Annotated in this window: 2 protein-coding genes and 1 pseudogene; all 3 read right to left on the bottom strand. The window is 65.6% G+C overall.

What is annotated here, in order from left to right; translation table 11 throughout:
• Positions 1–1,628, bottom strand: a 1,628-nt coding sequence (locus RHBS_RS25680) for a bifunctional [glutamine synthetase] adenylyltransferase/[glutamine synthetase]-adenylyl-L-tyrosine phosphorylase (RefSeq protein ID WP_128646811.1), incomplete at its 3' end; no start/stop codon positions are given.
• 127 nt (positions 1,629–1,755) lie between these two features.
• Positions 1,756–3,095, bottom strand: a pseudogene (gene glnA / locus RHBS_RS25685) (type I glutamate--ammonia ligase).
• Between the two features lie 102 nt (positions 3,096–3,197).
• Positions 3,198–3,547: alpha/beta hydrolase (locus tag RHBS_RS25690; protein WP_145977610.1), on the bottom strand; the 350-nt coding region annotated here is incomplete at its 5' end.

Consider the following 3,547-nt stretch of genomic DNA (forward strand, 5'->3'; position numbering starts at 1 on the left):
CCCAGCGCGTTCTGCGGGGTCGCGTAGCCGAGCGCGGCGAGCTGACGCGTCGCCGCGTCGGGGGTCAGACGTACTGTCTCGGAGTCGAACTTGACCACCGAGTCGAGCAACGGCCGGTAGAAGAGCTTCGCGTGCAACCGCCTGATGCGCTGCGCGTTGCGTTTGATCTCGGCGTTCAGTACGCCGAGGGCGTCGCGGTTGCCGTCGGGTCGCATGTGCGCCGAACGTGCCAGCCACCGCAGGGCTTCCTCGTCGTCCTGAGGAGGCAGGGTGTGCGTGCGACGCATTCGCTGCATCTGCAGGCGGTGCTCGATCAGCCGAAGAAACTCGTAGGAGGCCGTCAGGTTCGCAGCGTCGTCGCGGCCGACGTAGCCGCCCTCGGTGAGCGCGGTCAGTGCGTCGGTCGTGCCGAGTACGCGCAGCGACTCATCGGTTCGACCGTGCACCAATTGCAGGAGCTGGACCGCGAATTCGACGTCCCGCAGGCTTCCGCGTCCGAGTTTGATCTCGCGCTCGCGGAGCTCCGGCGGCACCATCTCCTCGACTCGGCGCCGCATGGCGCGCACCTCGGGCACGAAGTCCTCGCGCTGGCTGGCCAACCACACCATCGGGTTGACCGCGTCGACGTAATCGTTGCCGAGCGCGATGTCGCCGGTCATGGGGCGAGCTTTGAGCAACGCCTGGAATTCCCAGGTTTTGGCCCAGCGCTTGTAGTACGCGACATGCGAATCCAGCGTGCGGACCAGCTCGCCGCGCTTGCCCTCGGGGCGCAGTGCCGCGTCCACCTCGAAGAATGCCGAGGACCCGATGCGCATCATTTCACCGGCGATGCGGCTCGCTTGAGAGTCGGCGGGCTCGGCGACGAACACGACGTCGACGTCGGAGACGTAATTGAGTTCGCGTGCACCACATTTGCCCATTGCGACGACGGCCAGACGCGTCGGACACGGGGCGTCCGGGCACACGGTGGCGACGGCGACGGCCAGCGCAGCGGTGAGCGCTGCGTCGGCCATGTCGGAGAGCTGCGCTCCGACCACGGTGTACGGCAGGACGGGTTCGTTCTCGACGGTCGCGGCGAGGTCGTATGCCGCCAGCACCATGATCTGGTCGCGGTACTTCTTGCGCAGCGCGATCACGGCGGGCGGCCCGATCAGGGACGCGCGGTACAGGTCCGGTGCGGCGTTGGGGCCGGTCTCGGGCTCGGCACCGACGGCCTCGAGCAGTTCCGCGACCAGGGTGGCTTTGGTGGGGAGCTCGATCTTGGCCGAGACTCCGCTGCTCTGACCTTCCTTGGTCAGCAGCAGACGCCAGGTGCTGTCGTCGGCAACAAGGTGATCGGCGAGCGCACTGGAGGCACCGACGAGACCGAGGATGCGGCCGCGGAATCCCTTGTCCGTGCGCAGCGCCGTGTCGAACTCCGACCAGCCGGAACCGAGCGACTCGTACAACCGCACCAGGGTGCGGAGCGCGAGATCGGCATTGGGCGCACGCGAGAGCGACCAGAGCAGCTCGAGGCTGTCCTCATCCGTCCATCCGAGAGTGCTCAGATCGGACGGCGCAGTTTCTTCGACCAGGCCGAGACGGCCCGGTCCGGGAACGACGGATCTGGAAGTCGGAGGACGCACCATCTAAAATCCACCTCGGCGTGCCACAGTTTTACCCCGTCGTCAGTAATGCGACGCGAGGGTGCCCGCGCCGGCATCGGAACTACCATTCACGATCGACTAGAACGTAGCCCATGACGACGCCGTGCTGTTAAAGACCCAGGTAGGCCTTCAGCTCGTAGGGCGTGACGTGGCTGCGGTATTCCTCCCACTCGCGACGCTTGTTGCGGAGGAAGAAGTCGAAGACGTGCTCGCCCAGTGCTTCGGCGACCAGTTCGGAGCTTCCATCGCGTTCAGTGCCTGATCGAGGTTGCCCGGCAGTTCCTTGTAGCCCATGGCGCGACGCTCCGCGGAGGTCAGTGCCCACACGTCTTCCTCGGCCTCGGGCGGCAGGGTGTAGCCCTTCTCGATTCCCCGAAGACCGGCCGCGAGCAGCACCGCGAACGCGAGGTACGGGTTGCACGCCGAATCAGGGCTGCGAATCTCGACGCGACGCGAGGATGCCTTGTTCGGGGTGTACATCGGCACGCGGATCAGTGCCGAGCGGTTCGCCGGTCCCCACGACGCAGCGGTCGGTGCTTCTCCGCCGCGCACGAGTCGCTTGTAGGAGTTGACCCACTGGTTGGTCACGGCGCTGATCTCGTTGGCGTGTTCGAGGATGCCGGCGATGAAAGACTTGCCGGTCTCCGAGAGCTGCATCGGGTCGTCCGGGTTGTGGAAGGCGTTCGCGTCGCCCTCGAACAGGCTCATGTGCGTGTGCATCGCGGAGCCGGCCTGATCACTGAACGGCTTGGGCATGAACGTCGCGCGCACACCCTCCTCGATGGCGACTTCCTTGACCACGTAGCGGAAGGTCATGATGTTGTCGGCCATCGACAGTGCGTCGGCGTAGCGGAGGTCGATCTCCTGCTGGCCGGGTGCGGCCTCGTGGTGGCTGAACTCGACCGAGATTCCCATCGACTCGAGCGCGTCGATGGCGTGCCTGCGGAAGTTCGGGGCCGAGTCGTGCACGGCCTGGTCGAAGTAGCCGCCGTTATCGGCCGGAGTCGGCGGTGAGCCGTCCTGGGGGGCGTCCTTGAGCAGGAAGAATTCGATCTCGGGGTGCACGTAGCAGCTGAATCCGAGGTCCGCGGCCTTGCTCAACTGACGACGCAGCACGTGGCGTGAGTCGGCCCAGGACGGCGAGCCGTCGGGCATGGCGATGTCGCAGAACATCCGCGCCGAGTGCTGGTGACCCTTGCTGGTGGACCACGGCAGAATCTGGAACGTGGACGGATCGGGCTTGGCCACGGTGTCGGCCTCGGACACCCGCGCAAATCCTTCGATGGCGCTACCGTCGAAACCGATTCCCTCGTCGAATGCCCCTTCGAGCTCGGCGGGGGCGATGGCCACCGACTTGAGGTACCCGAGGACATCGGTGAACCAGAGGCGGACGAAACGAATGTCGCGCTCTTCGAGGGTCCGGAGCACGAATTCCTTTTGACGATCCATGAACGCGAGAGTAAGCAAACGGAGTTAAATCTGTGTTACATCGTGAATTCGGTCTCACTTCGTGAAACTCTCAGCGCCCTTCCCAGGTCGTGAGGTAGTACGTCAGCACCGCAATCCATCCCCTGGCGGAACCAGATCGACGAGGTAGTTCACCAACGGATCGTCGATGCACTCGACGCCCGAGAAGGCGACCGTGTGTTGGGTGCCCTCGTACGTCACCAGATCGCCGCGCAGCTGAGCAGCCAACTCCACACCCGCTTGATAGGGCGTGGCCGGATCGTTGGTCGTCGAGACCACCACCAGCGTCGGCAGTCCCTCGACGTCGACGATGTGCGGATCGCTCGTGTTCGGCACCGGCCAGAAGGCGCACAGGTCGAGTGGCGCGTTGCCCGTCGCCCGGCCGTCGTCCAGATACGGCGCGGCGGCGCGGAACCTGGCGTCTGCCTCGTCGG

Source organism: Rhodococcus sp. BS-15 (genome assembly GCF_000813105.1).
In the GTDB taxonomy this organism is placed as follows: Bacteria; Actinomycetota; Actinomycetes; order Mycobacteriales; family Mycobacteriaceae; genus Rhodococcoides.